At 69.6% G+C, this 23601-nt stretch carries 23 protein-coding genes; 13 read left to right on the top strand and 10 right to left on the bottom strand.

Annotation, left to right across the window (positions count from 1 at the left end; genetic code table 11):
- Positions 1-6: 6 nt before the first annotated feature.
- From kdpA to ACIBJH_RS29340, 6 genes are all read left to right on the top strand, one after another.
- Complete coding sequence (gene kdpA, locus ACIBJH_RS29365) at positions 7-1671, top strand: potassium-transporting ATPase subunit KdpA (RefSeq protein WP_399119875.1); 1665 nt, start codon at positions 7-9, stop codon at positions 1669-1671.
- Positions 1672-1709: 38 nt separating this feature from the next.
- The gene (gene kdpB, locus ACIBJH_RS29360) at positions 1710-3809 is read left to right on the top strand and encodes a potassium-transporting ATPase subunit KdpB (protein ID WP_399119874.1); all 2100 of its coding nucleotides are present in this window, start codon (positions 1710-1712) and stop codon (positions 3807-3809) included.
- Positions 3810-3815: 6 nt separating this feature from the next.
- Positions 3816-4448: a potassium-transporting ATPase subunit C gene (locus ACIBJH_RS29355; protein WP_399119873.1), complete on the top strand. Its 633-nt coding sequence runs from the start codon at positions 3816-3818 to the stop codon at positions 4446-4448.
- 100 nt (positions 4449-4548) lie between these two features.
- A complete protein-coding gene (locus ACIBJH_RS29350) occupies positions 4549-5232 on the top strand; it encodes a response regulator (protein WP_399119872.1) in 684 nt (227 codons plus the stop codon).
- Between the two features lies 1 nt (position 5233).
- The gene (locus ACIBJH_RS29345; protein ID WP_399119871.1) at positions 5234-7774 is read left to right on the top strand and encodes a DUF4118 domain-containing protein; all 2541 of its coding nucleotides are present in this window, start codon (positions 5234-5236) and stop codon (positions 7772-7774) included.
- Between the two features lie 57 nt (positions 7775-7831).
- Complete coding sequence (locus ACIBJH_RS29340) at positions 7832-9292, top strand: glycoside hydrolase family 43 protein (RefSeq protein WP_399119870.1); 1461 nt, start codon at positions 7832-7834, stop codon at positions 9290-9292.
- A 93-nt stretch (positions 9293-9385) separates the two neighbouring features.
- On the opposite strand, the gene ACIBJH_RS29335 is transcribed toward ACIBJH_RS29340, so the two are convergent.
- Positions 9386-9577 carry a DUF5999 family protein gene (locus ACIBJH_RS29335; RefSeq protein WP_200713605.1) on the bottom strand — a complete coding sequence of 64 codons (192 nt, stop codon included), beginning with the start codon at positions 9575-9577 and terminating at the stop codon, positions 9386-9388.
- A 284-nt stretch (positions 9578-9861) separates the two neighbouring features.
- Positions 9862-10446 (bottom strand): hypothetical protein, encoded by a 585-nt coding sequence (locus tag ACIBJH_RS29330; RefSeq protein ID WP_399119869.1) that lies wholly within the window; start codon positions 10444-10446, stop codon positions 9862-9864.
- Between the two features lie 522 nt (positions 10447-10968).
- On the opposite strand from ACIBJH_RS29330, the gene ACIBJH_RS29325 reads away from it, so the two are divergent.
- A complete protein-coding gene (locus ACIBJH_RS29325; RefSeq protein ID WP_399119868.1) occupies positions 10969-12486 on the top strand; it encodes a glutamate--cysteine ligase in 1518 nt (505 codons plus the stop codon).
- A gap of 12 nt (positions 12487-12498) precedes the next feature.
- Here ACIBJH_RS29325 and ACIBJH_RS29320 read toward each other — a convergent pair whose 3' ends face one another.
- Entirely contained in the window at positions 12499-14286 is a 1788-nt protein-coding gene (locus ACIBJH_RS29320) for a substrate-binding and VWA domain-containing protein (RefSeq protein WP_399119867.1), read from the bottom strand.
- A gap of 138 nt (positions 14287-14424) precedes the next feature.
- Between ACIBJH_RS29320 and ACIBJH_RS29315 the strand changes: the two genes are divergently transcribed.
- Positions 14425-15225 carry a type II CAAX endopeptidase family protein gene (locus tag ACIBJH_RS29315; RefSeq protein ID WP_317883348.1) on the top strand — a complete coding sequence of 267 codons (801 nt, stop codon included), beginning with the start codon at positions 14425-14427 and terminating at the stop codon, positions 15223-15225.
- Between the two features lie 16 nt (positions 15226-15241).
- On the opposite strand, the gene ACIBJH_RS29310 is transcribed toward ACIBJH_RS29315, so the two are convergent.
- Together ACIBJH_RS29310 and ACIBJH_RS29305 are read right to left on the bottom strand one after the other, a co-directional pair.
- Entirely contained in the window at positions 15242-16054 is an 813-nt protein-coding gene (locus tag ACIBJH_RS29310; RefSeq protein WP_399119866.1) for a PhzF family phenazine biosynthesis protein, read from the bottom strand.
- Between the two features lie 157 nt (positions 16055-16211).
- Entirely contained in the window at positions 16212-16880 is a 669-nt protein-coding gene (locus ACIBJH_RS29305; protein WP_399119865.1) for a class I SAM-dependent methyltransferase, read from the bottom strand.
- On the opposite strand from ACIBJH_RS29305, the gene ACIBJH_RS29300 reads away from it, so the two are divergent.
- The gene (locus ACIBJH_RS29300; RefSeq protein WP_399119864.1) at positions 16879-17415 is read left to right on the top strand and encodes a hypothetical protein; all 537 of its coding nucleotides are present in this window, start codon (positions 16879-16881) and stop codon (positions 17413-17415) included. The genes ACIBJH_RS29305 and ACIBJH_RS29300 overlap by 2 nt on opposite strands.
- Before the next feature lie 3 nt (positions 17416-17418).
- Here ACIBJH_RS29300 and ACIBJH_RS29295 read toward each other — a convergent pair whose 3' ends face one another.
- A complete protein-coding gene (locus ACIBJH_RS29295; protein ID WP_399119863.1) occupies positions 17419-18327 on the bottom strand; it encodes an aminoglycoside phosphotransferase family protein in 909 nt (302 codons plus the stop codon).
- A gap of 108 nt (positions 18328-18435) precedes the next feature.
- Between ACIBJH_RS29295 and ACIBJH_RS29290 the strand changes: the two genes are divergently transcribed.
- Positions 18436-19071, top strand: coding sequence for a PadR family transcriptional regulator (locus ACIBJH_RS29290; protein ID WP_200710590.1), 636 nt, complete (start codon positions 18436-18438; stop codon positions 19069-19071).
- A gap of 105 nt (positions 19072-19176) precedes the next feature.
- Here the strand turns inward: ACIBJH_RS29290 and ACIBJH_RS29285 are convergent, their stop codons facing one another.
- Positions 19177-19605: an SRPBCC family protein gene (locus tag ACIBJH_RS29285; RefSeq protein WP_200710589.1), complete on the bottom strand. Its 429-nt coding sequence runs from the start codon at positions 19603-19605 to the stop codon at positions 19177-19179.
- Between the two features lie 142 nt (positions 19606-19747).
- Positions 19748-19915, bottom strand: a complete 168-nt coding sequence (locus tag ACIBJH_RS29280) for a hypothetical protein (protein ID WP_019071081.1) — start codon at positions 19913-19915, stop codon at positions 19748-19750.
- A 219-nt stretch (positions 19916-20134) separates the two neighbouring features.
- Here ACIBJH_RS29280 and ACIBJH_RS29275 point away from each other — a divergent pair, with 219 nt between their 5' ends.
- The 3 genes from ACIBJH_RS29275 to ACIBJH_RS29265 all read left to right on the top strand — a co-directional run bounded on the left by ACIBJH_RS29275 (position 20135) and on the right by ACIBJH_RS29265 (position 22194).
- Complete coding sequence (locus ACIBJH_RS29275) at positions 20135-20686, top strand: Clp protease N-terminal domain-containing protein (protein ID WP_399119862.1); 552 nt, start codon at positions 20135-20137, stop codon at positions 20684-20686.
- 88 nt (positions 20687-20774) lie between these two features.
- Entirely contained in the window at positions 20775-21779 is a 1005-nt protein-coding gene (locus ACIBJH_RS29270; protein WP_399119861.1) for an EamA family transporter, read from the top strand.
- Positions 21780-21819: 40 nt separating this feature from the next.
- On the top strand, positions 21820-22194 hold the full coding sequence (locus tag ACIBJH_RS29265; RefSeq protein ID WP_399119860.1) for a hypothetical protein: 375 nt from the start codon (positions 21820-21822) through the stop codon (positions 22192-22194).
- A 50-nt stretch (positions 22195-22244) separates the two neighbouring features.
- Here the strand turns inward: ACIBJH_RS29265 and ACIBJH_RS29260 are convergent, their stop codons facing one another.
- Together ACIBJH_RS29260 and ACIBJH_RS29255 are read right to left on the bottom strand one after the other, a co-directional pair.
- Positions 22245-22877 (bottom strand): FMN-binding negative transcriptional regulator, encoded by a 633-nt coding sequence (locus ACIBJH_RS29260; protein WP_399119859.1) that lies wholly within the window; start codon positions 22875-22877, stop codon positions 22245-22247.
- Positions 22877-23563, bottom strand: coding sequence for a pyridoxamine 5'-phosphate oxidase family protein (locus ACIBJH_RS29255; RefSeq protein ID WP_399119858.1), 687 nt, complete (start codon positions 23561-23563; stop codon positions 22877-22879). Before ACIBJH_RS29255 ends, ACIBJH_RS29260 begins: the two co-directional genes overlap by 1 nt.
- Between the last annotated feature and the right edge of the window lie 38 nt (positions 23564-23601).

Here is a 23601-nt window from a genome sequence, read left to right as displayed (position 1 = left end):
CACGACATGGGTCCAGTACTCGCAGGCGTCCTCCAGCTGCTCGCCCTCATAGGCGCGCTGGCTCTCGCCTACATCCCCCTCGGCAACTACATGGCCCGGGTCTACTCCTCCGACAAACACCTGCGCGTCGAGAAGTGGATCTACAAGGGCATCGGTGCCGACCCCAACACCGAGATGCGCTGGCCCGCGTATCTGCGCGGAGTGCTCGCCTTCTCGGCCGTCGGTGTCCTCTTCCTTTATCTGCTTCAGCGCCTGCAAGGCATCCTGCCCGGGTCGCTGGGCTTCTCCTCCGTCAATCCGGCGCAGTCGTTCAACACGGCCGTGTCGTTCGTGACGAACACCAACTGGCAGTCGTACTACGGCGAGCAGACCATGGGTCACGTCGTGCAGACCGCCGGTCTCGCCGTGCAGAACTTCGTCTCCGCGGCCGTCGGTATCGCCGTCGCGGTGGCTCTCGTACGGGGCTTCGCGCGCTCCCGTACCGGTGAACTCGGCAACTTCTGGGCCGACTTGGTGCGCGGGACGATCCGAATCCTGGTGCCGTTGTCGGTCGTTGCGGCGATCGTGCTCGTCGCCTGTGGTGCCATTCAGAACTTCTCCGGCATCCATGAAGTCGGGCAGTTCATGGGCGGGCACCAGCAGTGGAACGGCGGCGCGGTCGCCTCCCAGGAGGCCATCAAGGAGGTCGGCACCAACGGCGGCGGCTACTTCAACGCCAACTCCGCGCACCCCTTCGAGAACCCGACCCCGTTCACCAACCTCTTCGAGATCTTCCTGCTGCTGGTCATCCCGTTCGCGCTCACCCGGACCTTCGGCGTGATGGTCGGCTCGATCAAGCAGGGCTACGCGATCCTCGCCACCATGGCCACCATCTGGGTCGGCTTCGTCGCCCTGATGATGTGGACCGAGTTCGCCCACCACGGCTCGGCGCTCCAGATCGCCGGCGGTGCGATGGAGGGCAAGGAACAGCGCATCGGCGTCGGCGCCTCCTCGATCTTCGCGGTGTCGACCACCCTGACCTCGACGGGCGCGGTGGACTCCTTCCACTCCTCGTTCACCGGTCTCGGCGGCGGAATCACCATGCTCGGCATGCAGTTGGGCGAGATCGCACCCGGTGGTACCGGCTCCGGCCTCTACGGAATGCTGATCATGGCGGTCATCGCGGTGTTCATCGCCGGGCTCATGGTCGGCCGTACACCCGAGTACCTGGGCAAGAAGATCGGCACCCGCGAGATGAAGCTCGCGGCCTGCTACATCCTGATCACCCCGGCGCTCGTGCTGATCTTCGCCGCCGCCTCCATGGCGCTGCCGACCCCGCCGCACTCGATGCTGAACTCCGGCGCGCACGGCTTCTCCGAGGTGCTGTACGCCTTCACCTCCGCCGCGAACAACAACGGTTCGGCCTTCGCCGGTCTGAACGCGAACACCGACTGGTTCAACACCATGACCGGGCTCGCGATGCTGCTCGGCCGTTTCCTGCCGATGGTGTTCGTGCTGGCCCTGGCCGGTTCGCTCGCCGACCAGAAGCCGGTGCCGGTCACCGCGGGCACCCTGCGTACCGAAAAGCCTTTGTTCACCGGCCTGTTGGTGGGCGCGATCCTCATCATCACCGGTCTGACCTACTTCCCGGCCCTCGCGCTGGGCCCGCTGGCCGAGGGGCTGGCGTCATGAGCACCCGCACAGACAACCAAGAAGACCAAGAGGACTCGATGTCCACTGCCACTCCGACCAGGGCGCCGCACAGCGATGTGCCTACCGGTCACGCGTCCCCCGAAGGGCGTGTCGGCGCGGGCCTGTTCGACCCCAAGCAACTGATCAAGTCCCTGCCCGACGCCTGCCGCAAGCTCGACCCGCGGGTGATGGTCAAGTCGCCCGTGATGTTCGTGGTGTGGATCGGGTCCGTGCTGACCACGGTCTTCTCCTTCAAGGACCCGGGCGACTGGTTCGGCTGGGCGATCAGCGCCTGGCTGTGGCTGACCGTGATCTTCGCCAACCTCGCGGAGGCCGTCGCCGAGGGCCGCGGCAAGGCGCAGGCCGACACCCTGCGCAAGGCCAAGACCGACACGGTGGCCCGACGGCTCGTGGGCGACCAGGAGGAGCAGGTCCCCGGCACCGAACTCCGCATCGGCGACCTGGTGGTGTGCGAGGCGGGTGACATCATCCCGGGCGACGGTGACGTCGTGGAAGGTGTGGCGAGTGTCGACGAGTCGGCCATCACCGGCGAGTCCGCGCCCGTCATCCGCGAGTCCGGCGGCGACCGCTCTGCCGTCACCGGCGGGACGAAGGTCCTCTCCGACCGCATCGTCATCAAGATCACGACGAAGCCGGGTGAGACCTTCATCGACCGGATGATCGCCCTGGTCGAGGGCGCCGCCCGGCAGAAGACGCCCAACGAGATCGCCCTGAACATCCTGTTGGCCTCGTTGACGATCGTCTTCCTGCTCGCCTGCGCCACGCTGCCGCCGTTCGCGGACTACGCGGGCACGCACCTCACGATGATCGTGCTGGTGGCCCTGCTGGTCTGTCTCATCCCTACGACCATCGGTGCGCTGCTCTCCGCCATCGGCATCGCGGGCATGGACCGGCTGGTGCAGCGCAACGTACTGGCCATGTCCGGCAGGGCAGTTGAGGCCGCCGGCGATGTCTCGACACTCCTCCTCGACAAGACCGGCACCATCACCCTGGGCAACCGGCAGGCCTCCGAGTTCGTGCCGGTGACCGGCACCACCGCGGCCCGACTCGCCGACGCCGCCCAGCTTTCGTCGCTCGCCGACGAGACGCCCGAGGGCCGTTCCATCGTCGTCCTGGCGAAGGAGAAGTACGACCTGCGCGAGCGCCACCAGGGCGAGTTGGCGCACGCCGAGTGGATCGCCTTCACCGCCCAGACCCGGATGTCGGGTGTGGACGTGGACGGGCGCAAGATCCGCAAGGGCGCGGCCGGTTCAGTCGTCGCCTGGGTCCGGGAACGGGGCGGTGAGGTGTCCGAGGACGCCGGCGCGCTCACCGACCGGATCTCCGCGGCGGGCGGCACTCCGCTGCTGGTGGCCGTCGAAGACACCGACGGCGCGCGGGTGTTGGGCGTCATCCACCTCAAGGACGTCGTCAAGGCGGGCATGCGCGAGCGGTTCGACGAGCTGCGCCGCATGGGCATCAAGACGATCATGATCACCGGTGACAACCCGCTGACCGCCAAGGCGATCGCGGACGAGGCCGGCGTCGACGACTTCCTCGCGGAGGCCACTCCCGAGGACAAGATGGCGCTCATCAAGAGGGAGCAGGCCGGCGGCAAGCTCGTCGCGATGACCGGTGACGGTACGAACGACGCGCCCGCGCTGGCCCAGGCGGACGTCGGCGTCGCGATGAACACGGGGACGTCGGCCGCGAAGGAGGCCGGCAACATGGTCGACCTCGACTCGAACCCGACCAAGCTCATCGAGATCGTCGAGATCGGCAAGCAACTCCTCATCACCCGGGGCGCGTTGACGACGTTCTCCATCGCCAACGACGTCGCGAAGTACTTCGCGATCATCCCGGCGCTGTTCGCGGCGGTCTACCCGGGCCTCGACAAGCTCAACATCATGCACCTGGCCTCGCCCGACTCCGCGATCCTCTCCGCGGTCATCTTCAACGCGCTGGTCATCATCGCGCTGGTCCCGCTCTCCCTGCGGGGCGTGCGGTACCGGCCGGTCAGCGCGGACAAGATGCTCCGCCGCAACCTCGGGATCTACGGCATCGGCGGCTTGATCGCGCCCTTCATCGGCATCAAGATCATCGACCTGCTCATCTCCCTCATCCCCGGAATCGGCTGACCAGCTATGAACAACTCGGTATCCAACACAGCCCGGTTGCTCTGGGCGGGCCTGCGCGCCCTGCTCGTGCTGACCCTGGTGACGGGCGTCGTCTACCCGCTGGTCGTCACCGGCATCGCCCAGGCGGTCTTCCCCGGCAAGGCGAACGGCTCGGAGATCAAGGCGGACGGCAAGGTCGTCGGTTCCTCGCTGATCGGCCAACAGGGCTACAGCCTGGACTACTTCCAGGGGCGTCCGGCCAACGGACTGGGCACGAACTCGGTCAACACCCAGTACAAGCTGATCCTCTCCGGCGCCACCAACCTCGCCGCCGACAGCAAGGTGCTCGTCAAGCAGGTGGAGGACGCCAAGGCGGCGGTCGTGAAGAACAACTCCACGGCCGACTACAAGGTCAAGCCCTCCCAGGTACCGGCCGACGCCGTCACCTCCTCCGGCTCCGGCCTCGACCCGGACATCTCCCCGGCCTACGCCGAACTCCAGGTCCACCGGGTCGCCGAGCGCAACCACCTCTCCGTCACCCAGGTGGAGAAGCTGGTCAAGGAGCACACCGACGGCCGCACCCTCGGCTTCATCGGCGAGCCCACGGTGAACGTCCTCGAACTCAACATCGCGCTCAAGTCCCTTGTGACGAAGAGCTGATGGCGTTACGCGACCGGCAGCGGAGTCGGCGGTCCGGGGGAGATCCCGGTGCCGCCGACTCCCGCCGCCATGCCAGGGACCACACGAAAGGCACACCCCCATGACACGGGTGCTGGTGGTGGAGGACGACCCGCAGCTCGTACGGGCCCTCGTGATCAACATGCAGGCCCGCCAGTACGGTGTGGACGCGGCCCCCGACGGCGCCACCGCGCTCCGGCTCGCGGCCCTGCGACAGCCGGACGTCGTGATGCTCGACCTCGGACTGCCCGACATGGACGGCGTCGACGTCATCAAGGCGCTGCGCGGCTGGACCCGGGTCCCGATCCTGGTGCTCTCGGCCCGGCAGGCCTCCGACGAGAAGGTCGCCGCCCTCGACGCGGGCGCCGACGACTACATCACCAAGCCGTTCAGCATGGACGAACTCCTGGCCCGGCTACGGGCCGCGGTCCGCCGCGTCGAGGACGTACCGCTCGCCCCGACCACCACCCTGGTCACCACCGACGACTTCACCATCGACCTGCTCGCCAAGCGCGCCACCCGCGCCGGACACGACATCCGTCTCACCCCCACCGAGTGGCATCTGCTGGAGATCCTGATCACCAACCCGGGCCGCCTCGTCACCCAGAAGTACCTGCTGCAGGAGGTGTGGGGGGTGTCCCAGAGCAACAAGACCAACTACCTGCGGGTCTACATGGCCCAGTTGCGAAGGAAGTTGGAGGGGGATCCGTCGAGCCCCCGCTATCTGATCACCGAGCCCGGCATGGGCTACCGCTTCGAAGGATGACATGGGACGCGGCAAGCTCCGGATCTACCTCGGCGCGGCACCGGGCGTCGGCAAGACGTACGCGATGCTGTCCGAGGCGCACCGCCGAATCGAGCGGGGCACCGACTGTGTGGTCGCGTTCGTCGAGCACCACAACCGGCCGCGCACCGAGGTGATGCTGCACGGCCTCGAAGAGATCCCGCGCCGCGAACTCGCCTACCGGGACACGACGTTCAGCGAGATGGACGTCGACGCGGTGCTCGCCCGCCACCCCGAGGTGGCCCTCGTCGACGAGCTGCCGCACACCAACATCCCCGGCTCCCGCAACACCAAGCGCTGGCAGGACATCGAGGAACTCCTCGCCGCCGGCATCGACGTGATCTCCACGGTCAACATCCAGCACCTGGAATCCCTGGGCGACATCGTCGAGTCCATCACCGGCGTACGGCAACAGGAGACCGTCCCGGACGAGGTCGTCCGCCGCGCCGACCAGATCGAGCTGGTCGACATGTCACCGCCCGCGCTGCGGCGCCGGATGGCGCACGGCAACATCTACAAACCGGACAAGGTCGACGCGGCTCTGTCGAACTACTTCCGCCCCGGAAACCTCACCGCCCTAAGGGAGTTGGCGCTCCTGTGGCTGGCCGACCGGGTCGACGCCTACCTCCAGGAGTACCGCAGCGAACACCGCGTCTCGGCGATCTGGGGCTCGCGCGAGCGGATCGTCGTAGGTCTGACCGGCGGACCGGAGGGACGCACGCTCATCCGCCGGGCCGCGCGCCTGGCCGAAAAGGGCGCGGGCGGCGAGGTGTTGGCGCTCTACATCTCCCGCAGCGACGGCCTGACCTCCGCCTCCCCGAAGGAGTTGGCCCAACAGCGCACGCTCGTCGAGGACTTGGGCGGCACCTTCCACCAAGTGGTGGGCGAGGACATCCCGGTGGCCCTGCTGGACTTCGCGCGTGGGGTCAACGCCACCCAGATCGTCCTCGGCGTCTCCCGCCGCAAGGGCTGGCAGTACGTCTTCGGGCCCGGCGTCGGTTCGACGGTCGCCCGGGACTCGGGACCCGACCTCGACGTCCATCTCATCACCCACGACGAGGCGGGCAAGGGGCGCGGACTGCCCGTGAACCGGGGCGCGCGGCTCGGCCGGGCCAGGATCGTCTGGGGCTGGCTGGCCGGAATCGGCGGACCGCTGCTGCTGACCTGGCTGTTGAGCGGTGTCGCGCCCGAAGTGGGCCTGGCCAACGACATGTTGCTGTTTCTGTCGCTGACCGTGGCGGCGGCCCTGCTCGGCGGACTCTTTCCCGCGCTGGCCTCGGCGGCGGTCGGATCGCTGCTGCTGAACTGGTACTTCACCCCGCCCGTGCACACCTTCACCATCGCCGACCCGAAGAACATCGTCGCCATCGCGATCTTCGTGGCCGTGGCGGTGTCCGTCGCGTCGGTGGTCGACCTGGCGGCCCGGCGCACCCATCAAGCGGCCCGGCTGCGCGCCGAGTCGGAGATCCTGTCCTTCCTCGCGGGCAATGTGCTGCGCGGCGAGACCAGCCTGGAGGCGCTTCTGGAACGGGTCCGGGAGACCTTCGGCATGGAGTCGGCCGCCCTGCTGGAGCGGGCGAGCGACGTCGAACCCTGGACCTGCGCGGGCAGCGTGGGCCCGCGCCCCTGCCAGAACCCCGAGGACGCGGACGTCGACGTACCGGTCGGCGACCACATGGCCCTCGCGCTCTCCGGCCGGGTGCTCCCCGCCGAGGACCGCCGCGTCCTGGCCGCGTTCGCCGCGCAGGCCGCCGTCGTACTGGACCGTCGTCGGCTGCGCGAAGAGGCCGACCAGGCCCGCGCGTTGGCCGAGGGCAACCGCATCCGTACGGCTCTGCTCGCGGCCGTGAGCCACGATCTGCGCACGCCCCTCGCGGGCATCAAGGCGGCCGTCACCTCGCTCCGTTCCGAGGACGTCGCCTGGTCGGACGAGGACCAGGCGGAGCTGCTGGCCGGCATCGAGGACGGCGCCGACCGTCTGGACAACCTCGTCGGGAACCTCCTCGACATGTCCCGCCTGCAGACCGGCACGGTCACTCCGATGATCCGCGAGGTGGACCTCGACGAGGTCGTCCCGATGGCGCTGGGCGGAGTCCCCGAGGACACCGTCGAACTGGACATCCCGGAGACGCTGCCCATGGTGGCCGTCGACCCGGGGCTCCTTGAGCGGGCGGTGGCCAACCTGGTCGAGAACGCGGTGAAGTACAGCCCGGAGTCAACTCCCGTACTGGTCAAGGCGAGTGCCATCGCCGACCGCGTCGAGATCCGTGTGGTCGACCGCGGCCCCGGCGTCCCCGACGAGGCGAAGAACCGCATCTTCGAACCCTTCCAGCGCTACGGCGACGCCCCGCGCGGCGCCGGAGTCGGCCTCGGTCTCGCCGTGGCACGCGGCTTCACCGAGGCGCTCGGCGGCACGCTCGGCGCCGAGGACACACCGGGCGGCGGCCTCACCATGGTGCTCAGTCTCCAACTCGCCCCCGCTCTTGCCCCGGTCGAAGGACCCACCTACAGTCCCGCTCCGTAAGGATCGGTGAATGGCCCGAAACTTTCGAGTGCGGGCCGGGCGGAGGGACTGAGGCGCATGCGGACGTACGACAACCCGGTCATCGGCGGGTTCCATCCCGACCCCAGCGTGTGCCGGGTCGGCGAGGACTACTACCTCGCGTGTTCCAGCTTCGAGTACTTCCCAGGAGTCCCGCTCTTCCACAGCCGGGACCTGGTGCACTGGCGCCAGATCGGCAACGCCCTTGACCGGCCGAGCCAGTTGGACCTGCCGGACGACACCCCCGCCTCGGCCGGCATCTACGCCCCGACCCTCCGCCACCACGACGGCCGCTTCCACCTGATCACCACCGACGCCGGCGGCAAGGGCAACTTCCTCGTCACCGCCGAGCGGCCCGAGGGTCCCTGGTCGGACCCCGTGCTCGTCGACGTGCCGGGTATCGACCCCGACCTTGCCTGGGACGAGGACGGGAACTGTTGGTGTGCCGTGGCCGGGGTGAAGGTGGCCCGCATCGACCCGGCGACCGGCAAGGTCCTGGAGGGTCCGCTCCCCGTCTGGTCCGGCACGGGACTCCAGCACCCGGAGGCCCCGCACCTGTACCGCGTCGGCGACTGGTGGTACCTGATGCTGGCCGAGGGCGGCACCGCACACGGCCACAGTGTCTCGATCGCCCGCGCCCGCTCCCCGCGCGGCCCCTACGAACCGGCCCCCGCGAACCCGATCCTGACCCACCGCAGCACCGATCTGCCCATCCAGAGCACCGGCCACGCCGACCTGGTCACCGCCCCCGACGGCACCTGGTGGATGGTGCTGCTCGGCACCCGGCCCCGCGGCTGGTTCCCCGGCTTCCACGTCCTGGGCCGGGAGACGTTCCTGACCCCGGTGGAATGGGTGGACGGCTGGCCACGGGTCGGCCCGGTGCGGGAACAGCACCCCGCTCCGAAGGCCTGGCACCCCTTCCAACTCCCGCCGGCACGCGACGACTTCGACGCCCCGACCCTCGCCTTCTCCTGGATCTCCCCGCGCAGCAGGCCGGACGGCAGCTGGTCGTTGACCGAGCGGCCCGGCTGGCTGACCCTCGACGCGCAGGCCGGCCCCGCCTTTCTCGGCCGCCGACAGCAGCACCCCGACTGCCGGGCGGCGGTCCGCATCGACCCCGGCTCGGGCCGCGCCGGTCTCTCCGTCCGCATGGACGAGGCCCATCACTACGACATCGAGATCGAGAGGGGAGTGGTGAGCGTGCTCGCGCGGATCGGCCCGGTACGGCAGCGGGTCGCTGAGCGACGGGTACCGCCCGGCCCGGTCACCCTCGCCGTCGACATCGGTACGGCCGGCGCCGCCACGCGCGGCCCCGACACCCTCACCTTTTCCGTGTCGGGCCCCGAAGGCGTCGTGGAACTGGCCGAGTTGGACGGCCGCTATCTCTCCACCCAGGTCGCCGGGGGCTTCACCGGGCGGGTGATCGGCATGTATGTCGGCGAGGGCACGGCGGCCTTCGACTGGTTCGAGTATTCGGCACTCGGCGAGGCATTCGTATAGCGGTCGACTACGGGGAGTGATCAGTCCCGGATATGCGTCGGGGCCGGTGCGCACCGAAATGTGTACGGCCGGCCCCTCATGTCCTTGAAATGCTCAAGCGGCAGTCATCACCTGGCGGTGCGGGGCGATGATCTGGCCGTCGGGCAGTAGCTCACCGGTGTCCTCGAACAGGAGAACGCCGTTGCACAGCAGGCTCCAGCCCTGTTCCGGATGGCTCGCCGTGAGGCGGGCGGATTCCCGGTCGGCTGATTCGGCTGTGGGACACGGCGGCTGGTGCTTGCACATTGGTGGGATCTCTCGCTCTGTTGTGGTCATGTCCGTCCCCCGTGGTGTTGAGTCGGTCCGAACCCAGTGTTGCCCCACGGGCGTCAATCCGCAGGGATTTTGCGGCACCTCTTCTCACAGGTTGATGACGCATCACCCGCGCGGACGGTTCATCCCAATTCCCGGCTCGTACGAGCTTTTTCCTGCTCGTACGAGCGATACGAACATAAAGAGGATCGGAAACGCGATCGTACCCCGCCACCGGGAATTCGGTGACGGGGTACGGAGGTGACAGCGGAGAGAAGTCAGGCGGGTGAACTGAGTAGTGGCGCCGGAGTCACCCGATGTGTCAGCACCGGCAGCAACTCGGCGACCCGGTGCGGACGGTGGGCCGCGATGCCGGGGGGTGCCGGGGCCAGTGGGACCAGCAGATCGGTCGCGGCGGGGTGGCCGCCGGTGCCGTCCGCGGTGAGATCGCCGTGCAGCCACAGCGTGAGCATGTAGAGGCCGGGCACGGAGAGCAGGCGTGGCTGGTAGGCGCTCTTCATGTTCTCGGCCTGGCGCAGCGCCCGCTCGGTGGCGGCGATGTACGGGCCCTCGAAGAAGTGCGAGAACGCCCAGCCGTCGGGGGTCAGCATCGTCTCGGCGGCGGCGACCGCGCGGTCACCGCAGCGGATCAGGAAACGCCACCCGGCCAGGGAGGTGACGGCCGTCCCCTCCGGCGTGACGCGGTTCAGTACATGGACGGGCAACGGGAGTTCGGGTGTGGCGGGCCCCTGGGCCGCGCGCAGTGAGGGTGTTCGGGCCTCGCGGACGGCGGTGGGGGAACCGAGTGCCGTGAGAACGGAGCGCAGTGCGGGCGCGGGAGCCGGGGGGACATGCAGCGGCATGGTGGGTCGCCTCTCATTCGACAGGCACGGTGGCGCGAGGGCGGGACGGGGGCGGACGGCGCTGTCAGCTCTCGGGGTCAGAGAGGCGGGGGCCGGGGGTGCTGTGAACATGGGTACGGCCTGCCGCACGTCACCTCGACGGCAGGTTCCAGGACTGTGGCGCCAACCTTCTGCCTTGTTCGCGGAGTTTATACGACACGTGTTCAGACGGTGTTTCGTCTAACCGTTTCCTGTATGAACAACAAGGGACCATTCGGCCAGCGATTCGCGGGAATCATCCCGGTTCCGAACCGGGGAAACGGCGATGACCTCGGGATATGTCACCCATGCGGTCGGCCAATTCTCGTCGGCGTTTTTCACGAGGTCCACATTGCGCGCGGAACCGCGCATCGCCCCATGCCTCGTGAATGTGCCGCGGGTCACTTCGTACCAGAGTAGCGGGCGCCGGGCCGCCGCGGGACGTTATCGATCGCCAGGTCTGGGCATCATCCTTCCTACCCGGGACGAGGAGGTGGGGCTTCGATGGGGGAGAAGGTCGTGGCAGGGCCGTTCGAGCTCGCCGACCGCCAGCGCTACCGCGCCAAGCTGCGGCGGTGCCTGACGGGACTGGAGCGGCTGCTGGCCGAGAAGCGGTTCGACCGCCCCAGGAATCTCATGGGGCTGGAGATCGAACTCAACCTCGCCGGCGCCGACGGCATGCCGAAAATGTTGAATGCGCAGGTTCTCGAACGCATCGCGAGCCGAGATTTCCAAACAGAACTCGCCATGTTCAATCTGGAAGTCAACATTGCCCCACATCGATTGGAGGGCCGGGTATTCGACCGGCTCGCCGAGGAGATCCGTACGTCGCTGGCATATGCCCACCGGAAAGCGGGCGAGGTCGACGCCGGAATAGTGATGATCGGCATTCTGCCGACGCTCGACCGGGACGACCTGGTCTCCTCGAACCTCTCCGCGGTCGACCGCTACACCCTGCTCAACGATCAGATCGTGGCCGCCCGGGGCGAGGATTTCGTCCTCGACATCAACGGCGTCGAGCACCTCACCTGCACCTCCGGCTCCATCGCCCCCGAAGCCGCCTGCACCTCCGTGCAGTTGCACCTCCAGGTCACCCCGGACCGCTTCGCCGACGTGTGGAACGCGGCCCAGGCCGTCGCCGCCGCCCAGGTCGCCGTGGGCGCCAACTCGCCCTTCCTGTTCGGCCACGAGCTGTGGCCCGAGTCCCGCCCGCCCCTCTTCCAGCAGGCCACCGACACCCGCCCGCCCGAACTCCAGGCCCAGGGCGTCCGCCCCCGCACCTGGTTCGGCGAACGCTGGATCACCTCCGCGTACGAGCTCTTCGAGGAGAACCTCCGCTACTTCCCGCCGCTGCTCCCGGTCCACGACGACGAGGAACCCCTCGAAGTCCTCGACGCCGACGGCATCCCCACCCTCGCCGAACTCGTCCTGCACAACGGCACGGTGTACCGCTGGAACCGCCCGGTCTACGGCATCGCCGACGGCGTCCCGCACCTCCGCGTCGAGAACCGCGTCCTGCCGGCCGGACCCACCGTCACCGACGTCATCGCCAACACCGCCTTCTACTACGGCGTCGTCCGCGCCCTCGCCGAGGAGTCGCGGCCGGTGTGGACCCGGCTGCCCTTCGAGGCCGCCGCCGCCAACTTCGACACCGCGTGCCGCCACGGCATCGACGCCCGCCTGCTCTGGCCCCGGCGCGGACGGCTCGGCGGCACCACCGAGATCGACGCGGTGGCCCTCGTACGCGACGAACTGCTGCCGCTGGCGGAGGCCGGGCTTGACGCCTGGGGGATCGAACCGGCCGACCGGGACCTGTACTTGGGCGTCATCGACGAACGCTGCCGACGCCGGGCCAACGGCGCGACCTGGCAGTCCGCCACCTTCCACCGCGCCCTCGAACAGGGCCTCAGCAGGGAAGCCGCTTTCGCCGCGACGACCCGCCGCTACAGCGAGTTGATGCACCTCGGGGAACCGGTCCACACCTGGCCGGTGGGCCTCCCCGAACCGGCACCCCTGGGGTGAACCGCCGCTGCCTCAGCCCGAGTTGGCGGAGGCGCCCGCCGCGCCCGCCGCCACGATGGCCTGGAGGATCACCGACTGGATCTGGGCCGGGTTGCTCACCTCGTGGCCCGAGCCGCCGGTAGCCTCGGCGATCTGCCGGGCCTCCTCCTTGTCGGCCTCTGGACCCACCGCGATCATGATCAGCGGTACCGGCCGCTCAGGGCTGGTGAGTTGGCGCAACTCCTTGAGGAGCGTGGTCCGCGAGATGCTGCCCGGGTCCTGGTTGACCCCGTCGGTCAGAATCACCAGCGCGTTGAACTTCCCGTCCGCATAAGAGGACGTGGCCGCCTTGTACGCGGCGAGCGTGGTGTCGTAGAGCCCCGTCGCCCCGTTCGGCACCGGCTTCAGACTCCCGAACGCGGCGGACAGCCGGTCCCGTTGGGTGCCGCCGCCCACACGGTCGCCGAGCCGCTCGGTCGGCACCAGCACGCGGTAGTCCTTGTTCCCGTCGAGCTTCGTGGAGAACTCCCACAGCCCGATCTCGTCCTCGGGCGTGAACGTGGCCAGCGCCTGCAGCAGCGACGCCTTCGTCACATCCATCCGCGACTGCCCGGTCCCCGGCACCGGCTCCGACATCGACGACGACGCGTCCACGACCGTGGTGATCCGCGCGCTCTGCACCGTGATCGTCCAGGTCCCCAACGCCTCCTGGAGCGCCGCGTCGGAGGCCGGCTCGGCCGGCGCCACGGCGTACGGCTGCGGACTGCTGCCGCCGGCCTTGGCGACCACCGCCTTCGGCGCGTCCTCGTCCTCGGTGCGGAAGCCGTACTTCTCCATCAGCTTCTGCTGCGCGGGCTGACTCAGAAACGTCATGAACCGGATCGCGGCTCGGCTCTCGTCCGTCGTCAGCCGCTCCCGGTCCACCAGGTTGTACGGGTAGTCCAGCCGAGGGGAACCGTCCTTCGGATAGAACAGGTCGAGACTCCCGCCGCCCTCGGCCGACGCGTTGTACGCGAACGCCGACTGCTCGCTCAGCACCAGCGCCTGGTTGCGCTTCGGATTGCCCTGCTCGGTGCCCGAGGAGTCGCGCGGCAGGGTGTCCAGGACCTGGCCGTCGGTGTCCGAGATCCGCTGCGACAGCGTCTTCATCATCGCCGCGGCCTGCGTGTCACCGCCCTTGACCTTGGCGGCGGCCGTACTCAGGGCCGTCAGCGCGAGCAGCCCGGTCGCGCTCCGCGCCGGATCGGCCGCGCCCAGCCGCAGCGAGTCGTCCTGGAGGGTGGCACCGGCCAGGTCCAGCCAGGTGTACGTCTTCTGCGGCCACCCCAGCGACTTCGCGGCGGCCGGGACCATCGCCACACCGACCGGGGTGGAGGCGACGTTGCCCGCGGGAGTCGCCTCCGTCGCGTCCGAGTCGGCGCCCGACGTCACCTGGTTCACCCACAACTCCGAGTCGGGCACCCACACTTGGACGTCCGGATGCCGGCCCGACTTGAGCGTGTCCGCGAACTTGTACGACTCCTGGGCGGTCACCGAGATGTTCAGGCACTGCCCGTCGGACGTGATGTTCTCGCCGCGCGCCTTTCCGGCCGCCGCGCGCAGGGCGGGAGCCATGTCGGGGGAGGCGGCCAGTTTCAGACGTACCGCGTCCTTGCGGCAGGAGGAACCGAAGGAGAGCAGTCCACTCTGCACCGCGGCCGCGGTACCGCCGGCGACGGTCAGCACGAGCACCGTGGCGAGGGCCACCTTGCGGCGCCGCGCGCGAGGGCGGGGGTCGCTGCCGCCCGCCCGGTGCGGATCGGGCAAGCTGTGACGTCCCATGACGGTGGTGCCCCTCCCTGTTGAACCCGTGCCTCCGTCTCCCCCAACGGCCTGTCGCGCACGATCTTCGTAAGTTCTTTCGAGACCCTAGCGGGGCGAAGATGGGCATGAGGCGGGAATTCCGAACTGAAGGCAGGTGTGCAGGTGGAGGCAGGGCAGGTGGCCGAAACTTTTCCGCTGGAGCGGCCCACACGGCGGATTCTGCGGTCCGAGGCACTGCTCGTTCTGGGGCTTTCGCTCGGTGCGAGCGGAGTGTCCGCCCTGATCAGCTTTGTCGGATCGGTCACGAAACCGGGCGGTCTCAAGGATCAGGCGGCCACCCTCAACGCCTCGGCCGCGCCCGGCCGTCCATGGCTGGATCTCGCCTGGCAGCTCTTCGGCATCGCGTCGGCACTCGTCCCCGTCGCCCTCGTCGCGCACTTCCTCCTCAGGGAGGGCGAGAGCCTGCGCACGATCGGCTTCGACCGCACCCGGCCCTGGCCCGACCTCGGCCGCGGAGCGGCCATCGCGGCGGTGATCGGCAGCACCGGCATCGCGTTCTACCTGGCCGCACGGGGTCTCGGCTTCAACCTCACCGTGGTGCCGGAGGCGCTGCCCGACGTCTGGTGGAAGTACCCGGTCCTGATCCTCTCCGCGATGCAGAACGCGATCCTCGAAGAAGTGATCGTGGTGGGCTATCTCCTGCGCCGCCTCGGCCAGTTGGGCTGGACACCGGGCACCGCGCTGGTGGCCAGTTCCGTACTGCGCGGTAGCTACCACCTCTACCAGGGCATCGGCGGCTTCGTCGGCAACATGGTGATGGGCGTGGTCTTCGTCTACCTGTACCGCCGCTGGGGCCGCGTGGGCCCGCTGGTCGTGGCGCATTCCCTGCTCGACATCGGGGCGTTCGTGGGCTACGCGCTCCTGGCGGGCAAGGTGGGTTGGCTGCCCACCGCGTGAGCGGCGGAACGCGCTCTCAGGCGAGCAGCTCGCCGTCGATGACCGTGACCGCGCGCCCGGTCAACAGGGTGCGCCCGCCCCGCAGTTCGGTACGGACGAGCCCGGACCGGGGCGAGGCCTGAAGCCCCGTGAGGACAGTGCGCCCGAGCCGCTCCGCCCAGTACGGAGCCAGCGCCGTGTGCGCGCTCCCGGTGACCGGGTCCTCGTCGATGCCGACGTTCGGGAAGAAGCAGCGGGACACGAAGTCGTAGCCCCGCGTGGGGTCTTCGGCACGGGCGGTGGCGATGATCCCGCGCTCGGAGTAGGCGGCGAGCGCCTTGTGGTCGGGCGCCAGTCCTACGACCGTCTTCTCGTCGGCGAGTTCGACGACGAGGTCCCCGATGTTCGGCCCGGTGTCGACGGCGGTCAGCGCCTCGGCGCCCAGGGCCTCGGTGACACCGTCCGGGATCTCGACCGGGGTGAGCGGGGCGGTCGGGAAGTCGAGGGTGATCGACCCGTCCGGTGCGGGCGTGGCGATGAGCACGCCACTGCGGGTGGCGAACCGCACGGGGCCCTCGTGGGCGCCGGTGGTGTGCAGCACATGGGCCGTGGCGAGGGTCGCGTGTCCGCACATCGCGACCTCGGTGGCCGGCGTGAACCACCGCAACGCCCAGTCGGCGGCCCCGCCCGCGGGCAGCCGGTGCGCGAACGCGGTCTCGGCATGGTTCACCTCCATCGCGACCTGCCGCAGCCAGCCGTCGCCCTCCGGGAAGCCGTCGAGAAGCACCACCCCGGCCGGATTGCCGGAGAAGGGACGGTCGGTGAACGCGTCGACGATTCGAATCCGCATGCTCCGACGCTAGGGGTTCGCCGGCCTGCTGGGACAAGGCCAATTCGGGAGCTCTGGACTGATTCGGTGGCAGGGTTGGTTCGGCGATGTGGGGTTGGGGTGGTGGTACGCGGCCGGTTCGGCGGCGCGGTTCCGGGTCGCTCCGAAGGGACGGCCGCTACGACGGCGACGGGTGCTCCGGTTTCCGGGCCATGAAGGTGCCGTACGTCCGCTTCGATCCCGCGGTGGGCTCCTGGATCAGCCGGGCGGTGATCGCGAACCCGGCCCGCTCCAGCAACCCGGCGATCCGCTCCGCCGGGAGCAGATGGGACTCGTAGGACACGGGATGCCCGCCGTACGCCTGTGTCGGGCGCCGGAGTTCGCCCTCTCCCACGTGGCCGGCCAGCATCAGGTGGCCGCCGGGCGCGAGGGTGCGGTGGAACTCGCCGAACACGACGGGCAGTTGTTCCGGCGGGGTGTGGTGCGTGGAGAAGTAGGCGAGGACACCGCCCAGTTCGCCGTCGCCGATCTCCGGCGCGGTCATCGAGCCGACCGTGAAGGTCAGGTCCGGGCAGGCGCGGCGGGCCAGCTCGACCATCCTCGGCGACAGGTCGATGCCGAAGACCGGCACCCCCAACTCAGCCAGATACGCGGTGACTCTGCCGGGCCCGCACCCCAGGTCCGCAACCGGCCCGAGCCCCGCCGACCGCACGGTCTCCGCGAAGGCGGCCAGCATCGCCCGTGACAGCGGGTCCAACTCGGCGGGATTCTTGACGAGTTGGACATAGTCGGCGGCGACGGTGTCGTACGACTCCCGGATCGCGGCGAGGTAGGAGGGGGCGGTCATGCGGGCGACATTAGAGGAACGGGCGGAACGCCCACTGCTTTTCCTGGACGTCGACGGAACGCTCCTGCCCCTCGGCGGGGCGCGGATTCCGTCGAGTCCTCAGGGCTGGGAGGACTGGCAGGGCACATCGAACCCTCAGCTGGCGAAGATCGACGCAGGCCATGTTCCGCGTCTGCTGGCGCTGCCCTGCGAGCCGATCTGGGCCACCGCGTGGATGGAGTACGCCAACGAGGTGCTGTCGCCGCTCCTCGGGCTGCCGCGCTTCCCGGTGGCCGATCTCCCGAAACCGCCGCAGGAGTACGAGCCGGACGTACTCAACTGGAAGACCCGAGCCCTCGTCCGAGCCGCGGCGGGCCGCCCCTTCGTCTGGGTCGACGACGAGATCACCGACGTCGATCATGCGTGGGTGTCGGCCCACCACGCAGGGCACGCCCTGCTCCACCGCGTGGATTCGACGACCGGCCTCACCGGGGCGGACTTCGCTGTGGTCGACGACTGGTTGCTTGCGTGGCGCCGGGACCGTCGCCGCGGATGAACGTCAGTCCGTCGACTCCAGAAGCCGGTCGAGTGTCCGGCGCCCCATGCCGCTCATCGTCGGGTTGGTCTCGACGTAGTACCAGACGAGACCCATCGACTGTTCGAACGCCCATGCCTTGCCGCGTTCCCATTCCAGGTCGTCGCAGGCCAGCGTCCGGCGGAACACTTCCCGAGGGCCTGGCTGCAACAGGTGCCAGGCGCTGATCAGATCCAGTGCGGGGTCGGCCGGGCCGAAGCCGCCCGTGTCGAGGACGCCGCTGAGCCGGTCTCCGGCGACCAGGACGTTGTTGGGGATCAGGTCGCTGTGGCTCATCACGTCGGCAGCCGTGCGGGGCAGCTCCCGAAAGCGGCTCCACAGCCGGCGCAGCCGGGGCACGTCGAGCAGCCCCTCGCTCTCCTGGAAGCACTGCGCCATCCAGTCGTCGTGGTCGGCGATGACGCCGCCGCGATTGTCGCCGTCGAAGACCCGCCCGTGTGTGTCGGCGTTCCGCAGGGCTGCGATGAAGGACGCGAGGTCCTCGGCGAAGGCGTCCGACGCGCTGGGGTCGGCGTCGATGGCGATCGTGCCCGACAGCCAGGTCTGGACCGACCACGGCATGGGGTAGCCCGCTCCTGGCTTGCCCAGGGCGACGGGTTCCGGGACCGGGAACGGGGACATCTGTGCCAGCTCCGCGCTCGCCCGCGCCTCCTGTTCGAGGACCGCCTGCACCTCGGTGGTATCGGCCAGGCGCAGCGGGAAACGCGCGGAAAGGTCGTCCCCGATGCGGAAGATGGCGTTGACCGTCCCGGTCGACGACAGGGGCTGGATCGCCCGGCCGCTCCACTGGGGGAACTGCTCCTGGATCAAGGCCGCGACGTTTTCGGTGGTCACGTCCACTTGGTCGACATGCATGGTCGTCCAGTCATCCATGCGCCCGGGTCCGGATCAACCGAGTTTTTTCCGGGGCTTGTCACCCGAACAGTTCCGATATATCGTTGACGCATCGCGACAGATCAACGATGGAATGGAGTGATTGCGATGCGTACCCACGGATACGAGCGTGGACATGGACAGGAAGGCCACCCCCGGCGCGGCTGGGGCGGCCCCGACGGACGGCGTGCGGCTTTCGGGCCCTTCGGTCCGGGTGGCCCGGGCGGTCCCGGTGGCCCCGGCTTCGGACCGGGCTTCGGTCCCGGCCCCTGGGGCGGACGAGGGCGCGGCGGCCCGCGGGGCAGGGCGCGGCGCGGCGACGTACGCGCGTCGATCCTCGCCCTGCTCAAGGACCGGCCGATGCACGGCTACGAGATGATCCAGGAGATCGCCGAGCGCAGCGGCGGCGCGTGGAAGCCGAGCCCCGGCTCGGTCTACCCCACCCTGCAGCTGCTGGAGGACGAGGGCCTGATCGCCAGCGCGACGGAGGGCGGCAAGAAGCTCTTCTCGCTCACCGACGCCGGCCGTACCGCGGCCGAGGAAGGTCCGGACGCGCCCTGGGAAGAGGCTTCCCGCGGTGTCGACTGGGAGGCCCTCAGTGAGATCCGCCAGGCCGGCTTCGGCCTGATGGAGGCCTTCGGTCAGGTCTGGAAGACCGGCAGCAAGGAGCAGCGCGAGAAGGCGCTGACCGTCATCAACGACGCCCGCAAGAAGCTGTACCTGATCCTGGCCGACGAGGACTGATGTCCTCGGGGTCGGAAAGGGCAGCAGGTCAAGGCGCCCCACGGGAGTTCCGTGGGGCGCCTTCCCTGTGCGCGTTCCCGTTCCTGCGGTGCCCCGGCGCCTTCCTCAGGCCACCAGCCCGCCCAGCTTGCGCAGCGATTCGTTCAGGGCGGCCGTCCCCGAGTCCTTCAGCTTGCCCGCCATCAACGTCACCGCCGCACCCGTGAACTCACCGTCGATACGGACCGTCGTGGCGTCGCCGTCGGGCGTGAGCGTGTAGCGCGTGGCGACGTTCACGGCCATCGGGCCCTTGCCGCGGATGGCCAGCACGCGGGCCGCCTCCACCTCCTCGACGGTCCACTCGACCTCCGCCGGGAAGCCCATCAGCTTCATGTTCTCCTGGAAGGTCGCGCCCGCTTCGAGGGTCTCGGGGCCGCCCTTGGGGAAGTTGGTGTGGGTCGTGTTCCACTCGCCGTACGCGGACCAGTCCGTGAGCTGCGTCCACACCTTCTCGGCCGGGGCCTCGATGCGTGCCTCCGCGCTGATTTCGGCCATACGACCACCTCTTCCTGTCGGGCTCGCTGTCGGGCTACGGTGTCGCGGAACGTAGCCGCAGGGCGCGCAACATTCAATACTGATGAACCGTCAGGAAGTGTCCGTAGCACCCGCGTTCGGAGCGTACCGACCCCGTCGGCGCTCATCCCACGCGCCGTATCACCGCCGCGTCGAAGAGATCCCACGCGCGCGGGTGGGCGCTTTCGTCGTGGCAGTGCCACGCGTCCCAGAACAGATCGGCGGGCAGTGCGTCCTCCGGGGCGTACACCCGGTACACGTACTGCCTGCCGTCGACCGCCGGCAGCGCCACCAGCCAGCTCCTGCTCTCCACGTTCGCGAAAGACGTACGCCGGGTGCAGGGCGGTTGCGCACGGGGCGCGCGGCAAGGCGGCGCGCGCCTCTCGGAGGTGAAGCGGGTGATCTCATCCGTAAGGAGGAGATCGCGTCGTCCGGAGTCCACTCTGTGTGGGATGCCGAAATGCTCCCCTCCGGGGATGCCCTCAATGCGGGGGACTGATGGGGTAAGAGTGTGCAACCCCGTATTCCCAGGCAGTCGAACCGCGAGCAAGGCATTCACCGCGCGGACAACGATGCCAGGCTCAGTGCAGAGCTGGCAGCGGTGGTGGCCGGTGCCCGCCGCCGGGCCCTGCGGGACGGGGACCGGCAGATCGACACGGCCCATCTGCTGCACAGCCTCCTGGAGTCGGACCCCGAGGCACGTGCCGTCTTCGGCGACGGCCCCCAGATCGCGAGACTGCTCGGCTACCTGGTGCAGCGCAGCATCGGCTACGGCCTGCGCTGGCAGGGCAGCGTCGAGGACTCCGGCGCGATCCCCGTGATCCCGGCGGCGGAGGGCTGGTCGCCGCTGGCCGCGGGCGCCCTGGAGTACGCCTGCGAGCGCGCCGAACTCCGCGACGGCGACCTGGCGGGCGGCATCGACCTCCTCGCCGCACTCGTCGCGGACCCCGAGGCCCGCGCGGTCGAGGTCCTCCACCGCGCGGGCATCGAGTCCCCCGAGGTGCTCGTGTGGATCGAGAGCCGGCCGGGGGAGTACGTCACGGGCGGCGACCAGGGCTGCTGATCGGGCCGGTCGCCGACCGCGCGGAGGCCGTCCACGCGCTGAGACAGGTGTCAACAGGGGTGACGCTCATGTCATCCCCTGTCATCATGTGGCCGTGCATACGTCTGAGAGCAGTGCCGCCGGTGGGGCGAAGGGTGTCGGGCTCGGTCTGGCGCTCGGGTCCGCGCTGGCCTTCGGAGGATCGGGGGTCGCGGCCAAGCCGCTGATCGAGGCAGGCCTGGACCCCCTGCACGTGGTGTGGCTGCGGGTGGCCGGCGCCGCCCTGGTGATGCTGCCGCTCGCCCTGCGCCACCGCGCGCTCGTCCGCCGCCGTCCCGCACTGCTCCTCGGCTTCGGACTGCTCGCCGTCGCGGGCGTCCAGGCCTGCTACTTCGCCGCGATCTCCCGCATACCCGTCGGCGTAGCCCTGCTCGTCGAGTACCTCGCACCCGCCCTCGTGCTCGGCTGGGTCCGGTTCGTGCAGCGGCGCCCGGTCACCCGCGCCGCCGCGCTCGGCGTGATGCTCGCGGCCGGCGGCCTCGCCTGCGTCGTCGAGGTGTGGTCGGGCCTGAGCTTCGACGTCGTCGGCCTGCTCCTGGCGCTCGCCGCGGCCTGCTGCCAGGTCGGCTACTTCGTCCTCTCCGACCAGGGCAGCGACGCCGGCGCCGAGGCACCCGACCCGCTCGGCGTGATCGCCTACGGCCTCCTCGTCGGCGCCCTCGTCCTCACCGCCGTGGCCCGCCCCTGGACCATGCACTGGTCGGTCCTCAAGGGCGACGCCCACATGAACGGCAACGCGGTCCCGGCCGCGCTCCTCCTCGCCTGGATCGTCCTGGTCGCCACGGTCCTGGCCTACGTCACCGGAGTCGTCTCCGTCCGCCGCCTCTCCCCACAGGTCGCGGGCGTCGTCGCCTGCCTCGAAGCGGTCATCGCGACGGTCCTGGCCTGGATCCTCCTCGGCGAACACCTCTCGGCCCCTCAGATCATCGGCGGAGCGGTCGTCCTGCTGGGGGCGTTCATCGCCCAGTCCTCGGCGCCCACGAAGGGCTCGGTGGAACCGGTCGCGATCGGCGGCCCCAAAAGGGAGTTGTCCCGCCGGGAAACGGCCGCCTAGGCTCAAGCCGGGCACGGGCAAGGGGGACCGGGTGGGGCTTATGTTCTTCCCCGCAGACGGCGATGTGACCAGCCCGGACGTCGAGTGGTCCTACAGAGGCTTCGCCGAGTTCAGGCAATGGCTGGCGCAGGCCGAGGGATTCGGCCTCGACGAGATGTACGGCTTCGGCGGAGACCGTCAGTGGATCAGCGTCACCACCGCGCTGGAGCCGCTGCTCGACCATCCGGACGACGGCGTCTCCGAGTTCACACCCGCCCAATGCGCGGCCATGCTGCCCCGACTGGAAGCAATCGTCGAGCGACGCCAGCACGATGGCAGCGACCCCGTTCTGCAACGCCATCTCGCTGACGCCCGCCGGCTGGTCGGCGTCATGAGGCTCTGTCTGGACAAACACGTCGAGCTCCACTTCGGCTGACCGCAGGCCGCACCGACACCCGCATCCTCATCCTCGTGCCCGTCCCCTCCTCACCCCTCCCGCCGCCGCACCAAATGCCCCCGAGCCACGTCATCCCGCACCCCGCCCCGCTCCACCAGCCCGGCCGCGATACGGTCCTGGACCTCGGTGGACCGTTTGCCCGCGTACTTGAACTTGGCGCGTACGCCGGTCACTTCGAGGCGTAGGGCGCGGATGCCGGACAGCAGACGGCCGTTGGGTGGCTCGCCCGGGGTGACCGGTGTGGTGCCGCCCTCGGGCTGGAAGTGGGCGACCTGGTGGTTGAGGAGGGTCGCCTTCTCGGTCGGGTCGTCCACGAGGTGGGCGGTGCAGCGGAGTTGGACCGCCGCGTAGAAGCTGGTCGGGACGCCGTGTTCCGGTGGGACGTCCGGGTCCGCCTGCCAGGGGCCGGGAATGAACACGTAGTCGTCAACGACGCTCAGCACCACCTGGGGGTTCGACTCCAGCGCCGGCCACAGGGGGTTGGGGCGGGCCAGGTGGGTGATCGCCTCGCCGCGCTCGGGGTCGTAGGCGAAGTGGAGGGGTTGGACGAACGGGGCTTCTCCGGGTGGGCCGTTGACGGCCAGTTGGCCGAAGTCGTGCGCGGCCAGCCAGTGTTGCCACTCGGTGTCGTCCTGCGGCGCGTCCCAGGGGTGGATCAGCATCACAACTCCGCCAGGTAGCCGGGGAGTTCGATGCCGGGAGACAGGTCGTCGTTCGGGAGCGGGGCGCCGTAGCCGGTGTTCAGGGGGAGGACGCCGGCCCAGTGGGGGAGGTCCAGGTCCTCGGGCTCGTCGTTCGCGCCGCCGGTGCGGAGCTTGGCGGAGACCTCGTCGAGGTCGAGGCGGATCACCATGGTGGCGGCGAGTTCCTTCTTGTTGCCGGGCCGGGAGTCCGCGGAGCGGCCGGGCACGACATGGTCGACCAGCGCGTCCAGCGCCGTCCGCTTCTCCTCCGGGTCCGTCACCTGGTGGGCGATGCCGTGCACCACCACGGAGCGGTAGTTGATCGAGTGGTGGAAAGCGGAACGGGCCAGCACCAGACCGTCCACGTGGGTCACCGTCAGGCACACCGGGAGCCCCGGGTCGGCCTGCCCCGTCATCCGCAGCGGGCGCGCACCCGTCGAACCGTGCACGTACAGCCGCTCGCCGACCCGCCCGAACAGCGTCGGCAGCACGACCGGCCGGCCGTCGCGGACGAAGCCGAGGTGGCAGACGTAGGCCGTGTCGAGTATCGCGTGCACCAACTCCTTGTCGTACGACGCCCGTTCCGCGGAACGCGTGGGCACGGTCAGGTCGGTCGGCGTGTACGCCGCGGGCTGCGGTATCGGCGGTGTGGTGGTCCCCTGCATGACGTTCTCCGTGTTCATCGGCGTTCGAGTTGCGATGC

The sequence above is a fragment of the Streptomyces sp. NPDC050548 genome (assembly GCF_044457385.1).
Taxonomy (GTDB): domain Bacteria; phylum Actinomycetota; class Actinomycetes; order Streptomycetales; family Streptomycetaceae; genus Streptomyces.
Note: the sequence above shows the minus strand (reverse complement) of the source record. Positions and strands in the feature narration are given on the sequence as shown.

What these genes read in the sequence shown, in the direction of transcription:
- kdpA (WP_399119875.1), top strand. Translation starts at nt 7, where the DNA reads ATGGGTCCAGTACTCGCAGGCGTCCTCCAGCTGCTCGCCCTCATAGGC.
- kdpB (WP_399119874.1), top strand. Translation starts at nt 1,710, where the DNA reads ATGTCCACTGCCACTCCGACCAGGGCGCCGCACAGCGATGTGCCTACC.
- ACIBJH_RS29355 (WP_399119873.1), top strand. Translation starts at nt 3,816, where the DNA reads ATGAACAACTCGGTATCCAACACAGCCCGGTTGCTCTGGGCGGGCCTG.
- ACIBJH_RS29350 (WP_399119872.1), top strand. Translation starts at nt 4,549, where the DNA reads ATGACACGGGTGCTGGTGGTGGAGGACGACCCGCAGCTCGTACGGGCC.
- ACIBJH_RS29345 (WP_399119871.1), top strand. Translation starts at nt 5,234, where the DNA reads ATGGGACGCGGCAAGCTCCGGATCTACCTCGGCGCGGCACCGGGCGTC.
- ACIBJH_RS29340 (WP_399119870.1), top strand. Translation starts at nt 7,832, where the DNA reads ATGCGGACGTACGACAACCCGGTCATCGGCGGGTTCCATCCCGACCCC.
- ACIBJH_RS29335 (WP_200713605.1), bottom strand. Translation starts at nt 9,577, where the DNA reads ATGTGCAAGCACCAGCCGCCGTGTCCCACAGCCGAATCAGCCGACCGG.
- ACIBJH_RS29330 (WP_399119869.1), bottom strand. Translation starts at nt 10,446, where the DNA reads ATGCCGCTGCATGTCCCCCCGGCTCCCGCGCCCGCACTGCGCTCCGTT.
- ACIBJH_RS29325 (WP_399119868.1), top strand. Translation starts at nt 10,969, where the DNA reads ATGGGGGAGAAGGTCGTGGCAGGGCCGTTCGAGCTCGCCGACCGCCAG.
- ACIBJH_RS29320 (WP_399119867.1), bottom strand. Translation starts at nt 14,286, where the DNA reads ATGGGACGTCACAGCTTGCCCGATCCGCACCGGGCGGGCGGCAGCGAC.
- ACIBJH_RS29310 (WP_399119866.1), bottom strand. Translation starts at nt 16,054, where the DNA reads ATGCGGATTCGAATCGTCGACGCGTTCACCGACCGTCCCTTCTCCGGC.
- ACIBJH_RS29300 (WP_399119864.1), top strand. Translation starts at nt 16,879, where the DNA reads ATGCGGGCGACATTAGAGGAACGGGCGGAACGCCCACTGCTTTTCCTG.
- ACIBJH_RS29305 (WP_399119865.1), bottom strand. Translation starts at nt 16,880, where the DNA reads ATGACCGCCCCCTCCTACCTCGCCGCGATCCGGGAGTCGTACGACACC.
- ACIBJH_RS29295 (WP_399119863.1), bottom strand. Translation starts at nt 18,327, where the DNA reads ATGGATGACTGGACGACCATGCATGTCGACCAAGTGGACGTGACCACC.
- ACIBJH_RS29290 (WP_200710590.1), top strand. Translation starts at nt 18,436, where the DNA reads ATGCGTACCCACGGATACGAGCGTGGACATGGACAGGAAGGCCACCCC.
- ACIBJH_RS29285 (WP_200710589.1), bottom strand. Translation starts at nt 19,605, where the DNA reads ATGGCCGAAATCAGCGCGGAGGCACGCATCGAGGCCCCGGCCGAGAAG.
- ACIBJH_RS29265 (WP_399119860.1), top strand. Translation starts at nt 21,820, where the DNA reads ATGTTCTTCCCCGCAGACGGCGATGTGACCAGCCCGGACGTCGAGTGG.
- ACIBJH_RS29260 (WP_399119859.1), bottom strand. Translation starts at nt 22,877, where the DNA reads ATGCTGATCCACCCCTGGGACGCGCCGCAGGACGACACCGAGTGGCAA.
- ACIBJH_RS29255 (WP_399119858.1), bottom strand. Translation starts at nt 23,563, where the DNA reads ATGCAGGGGACCACCACACCGCCGATACCGCAGCCCGCGGCGTACACG.